The 3010-nt window shown below is 67.0% G+C and carries 4 protein-coding genes; all 4 read right to left on the bottom strand.

Translation table 11 applies throughout. The features are described from left to right. Nucleotides 1-144: 144 nt before the first annotated feature. Complete coding sequence (locus tag CV1CTNOD_RS14650) at nucleotides 145-477, bottom strand: hypothetical protein (RefSeq protein ID WP_131786654.1); 333 nt, start codon at nucleotides 475-477, stop codon at nucleotides 145-147. Further along, nucleotides 477-1004, bottom strand: a complete 528-nt coding sequence (locus CV1CTNOD_RS14645; protein WP_131786653.1) for a single-stranded DNA-binding protein — start codon at nucleotides 1002-1004, stop codon at nucleotides 477-479. Before CV1CTNOD_RS14645 ends, CV1CTNOD_RS14650 begins: the two co-directional genes overlap by 1 nt. A gap of 1 nt (nucleotide 1005) precedes the next feature. Continuing rightward, nucleotides 1006-1476, bottom strand: a complete 471-nt coding sequence (locus CV1CTNOD_RS14640; RefSeq protein ID WP_131786652.1) for a hypothetical protein — start codon at nucleotides 1474-1476, stop codon at nucleotides 1006-1008. 583 nt (nucleotides 1477-2059) lie between these two features. Beyond that, the coding region (locus CV1CTNOD_RS14635; RefSeq protein WP_131786651.1) for a carbohydrate kinase family protein at nucleotides 2060-3010 on the bottom strand (951 nt) is incomplete at its 5' end.

Here is a 3010-nt window from a genome sequence, read left to right as displayed (position 1 = left end):
CTAGACAGGTATGGGCGGCAGCTCTGCCACCGGGTCAAACCCGACATTGGCATGAGAATCACAGACGACCGGGTGCTCGTCGACGCCTGACCGCAACATCGCAGCCCCGCACCAACCTGACCCAGGTGCGGGGCTGCAGCACGTTCAGGACCGCAACGCATCAACCGGGTCCGTGGGGCTCGCGATCGTCCACCGTCCCAGATCCTCACCGGCATCGGCCAGCACATCCTCGACCACCCGACGAGCATGCCGTGCCGCAGCGTCGAAGCCGGCAGCCTCGACCATCATCGACATGTCCGCATCGCCGGTAGTCAGCGTCACACCCAGCGTCTGATCCGCAACGTTTTCCCGGGCGTAGAACACGTCCACGATCCGGTCGATACGGACGTCAAGGCCATCCAGATTCGAACAAGCAAGATCGAAAATGATCCAGAAGCGTTGCGGAACATCGGTCTTGCCCGCGACAGGCACAGGCATCAGAACGGAGGCTCGGAGCTGTAACCCGCACCTGCAGGGGCCGTCCACGGGTCGGCTGCCGGCGGCGGACCCTGCTGATAGCCCTGCTGCGCCGGGCCCTGGCCGTAACCCTGCGCAGGCTGCTGGCCGTAGCCCTGCTGCGCGGCCTGACCGCCGCTGCCACGCTCCGCCCGCTTCACCGTCGCCGTCGCATACTGCAACGACGGACCGATCTCATCCACGTCCAGCTCGACCACAGTCCGCTTCTCACCCTCACGGGTCTCAAACGACCGCTGCTTCAACCGGCCCTGGACGATCACCCGCATACCCTTCTGCAACGACTCGGCGCAGTGCTCGGCAGCCTGCCGCCAGATCGAGCAGCGCAAGAAGAGCGCCTCCCCGTCGGTCCACTTGTTGGTGGCACGGTCGAGGGTTCGTGGTGTCGACGCCACGGTGAAGCTCGCGACCGCAACGCCATTCGGAGTGAATTTCAGCTCGGGGTCGCTGGTCAGATTGCCAACCACGGTGATTACAGTCTCGCCGGCCATGTCAGATCGCTCCATTCAGGTAGGTTGCAGGCGTCTGCCCGTTCGTATGCCCATTCGCAGTCAGCATCGAAGGCCCCGCGGACTCGACTTCCAGGGTGTCCCATACAACCCCGTGCCGATCGCCCACAGAATGCTTCCGGCGGATCAGCTCGGACGCAATCGTGCTCTGCGTCGGCTGCTTCCCTGCTGCGATCATTTCAGCTTTGATCTCGCGTGCTGCCGGCATCAGATCCGACACATCCATGGCCCGCAACGCCGTGTCGATGATCTGCTTTGCACGTGCTGGCCGCAGCCTGCACAGGCCAGCCGCCAGCTCCTCCAACCTCGTATCCAGCGGGCCGGCCGGCTCCGGTTCTACCGGACGGGTGGCAAGACGGCACAGCTCCTCGAACAGGCGGCGGATGTCAGGGACAACGCCAGACAGGAGCACAACCCGCGTCCAACGGGTCATCCAGGCCAGGCGTCCCCCCATGGCAATCCTGAACATCTCGCGGTGGAGGAGAGGCGAGGCACTCGGCGAGCACGGCCGCCAGGCCGCGCGCAGTCGATCACATGGCGCAGTCCGCCGCCGGCTTCACAGGTGATCGTGCGATCTGACTCTGACTCCGTTGTAGATCTTGTGAAGCGTCAAGCGATAACGCTCTGCAACCGTAAGATTCAGAAAACATCCGTAGGGCCGCCATTACGGGAAAGCGCGGGCGAACGCCGACCCGGGCCGGGGAGCCCGTCTTCCGCACATGGGCCTGTGACCTGCGACAACGGATTACATGATCGAATTACTCAACGCGCTGACCTGCAACGATGCACTCATGTGCGGAGAACGGGGGGGAGCGGAACGCGTGTTGGCAGCGTCAACCGTGTGGTTCCGGTGGTTTGGTTGGGTCCTTTGAGGGCGGCTTGAAGTGGCCCCACACGGGGCTGCCGGCTGGGTATCGGCCCACGACGCTGTCAGCTGAATCAGCAAGGCAGGAGGAGCTGAAGGAGCGCGGCACGTCCCATGGTTCGTGACCGGGCTCGGCGGGATTGTTCTGTAGGTGCTGGACGTGCCGTGGCGTTCATGGTGTCAGCGCCGAATAGGCGGGTGCGGGGGTGCCGGTGCGGGTGACGTGTGCGGTTGCGGTGGACACGCCCAGGCGTAGCGCGGTGGAGATGTCGTCGGGGTGCTGGGTCAGGCTGGTCAGGTAGCCGGCGGAGAACGCCGCGCCGACGCCGTAGGTGTGGCCGACGGGCACGCTCGGGGCGGGGGCGTGGTGCTGGGTGCTGGTCGGGCTGTGGACGGCGACGGCGCCGGCCGGGCCGCAGGTGACCACGACGGTGTCGGTGGGTAGGCGGGTGGCCAGGGTGCGGGCGAACACCGTGGCGCGTGGCAGGGAGGTACGCAGACTCGTCTGGATCATAGTCGGGCGGGTGTGCTGGGCGGCGGCGATCAGGTCGGGGTGGGGTGGGTCGCCGCCGAGGTTGAGCACGATCTGCGGGCGGTCACGGTCGGCGAGGGTGCGCAGGATCTGGGCGGTGGCAGTGGCCATGTGGTGGTAGCCGTCCAGGTAGATCAGGGGCGTGTGGGTCAGCAGGGTGAGGTCGGTGGCGGGGAGCAGGGCAGTGGCGCCGGCGAGGTGGGCGAATGTGGTGCGGGTGCCGGCCTGGTCGGTGATGACGGTCAGGTGGGGGGTGGGCAGCCCGGACCAGGTCGGGATGCGGTGGGTGATCCCGGCGGCGGTCAGCCGGTGCAGGAGGGCGTTGCCGTCGGTGTCGTCCCCGACCGGATTGGTGATCAGCCCGGTGCGCAGGCCTAGGAGGCGGGCGATCTGGGCTACGAGTGGGCCGTCGGCGGCCAGGGCGGTGCGGCGTTCGGTGGCCTCGATGTCGCGGTCGGCCGCCGGGTAACGGGGAACGGTGAGGATCTGGGCGACGGCCAGGTAGCTGACGCACACCAGATCCACCGGGTTCGACGGTGGGCGGGTGGGGTCGGGTGTGGCCGTGGTGCGCGGCTGTGCGGTGGTATCGAC

The organism is Protofrankia symbiont of Coriaria ruscifolia, from assembly GCF_900634745.1.
GTDB lineage: Bacteria > Actinomycetota > Actinomycetes > Frankiales > Frankiaceae > Protofrankia > Protofrankia californiensis.
The sequence above is the reverse complement of the archived record's forward strand: the minus strand, read 5'-3'. Positions and strand labels throughout refer to the sequence as shown.

Bases quoted from the DNA above. Each gene is read 5' to 3' on its own strand.
- CV1CTNOD_RS14640 (WP_131786652.1), bottom strand. From the start codon at position 1,476: ATGGGGGGACGCCTGGCCTGGATGACCCGTTGGACGCGGGTTGTGCTC.
- CV1CTNOD_RS14650 (WP_131786654.1), bottom strand. From the start codon at position 477: ATGCCTGTGCCTGTCGCGGGCAAGACCGATGTTCCGCAACGCTTCTGG.
- CV1CTNOD_RS14645 (WP_131786653.1), bottom strand. From the start codon at position 1,004: ATGGCCGGCGAGACTGTAATCACCGTGGTTGGCAATCTGACCAGCGAC.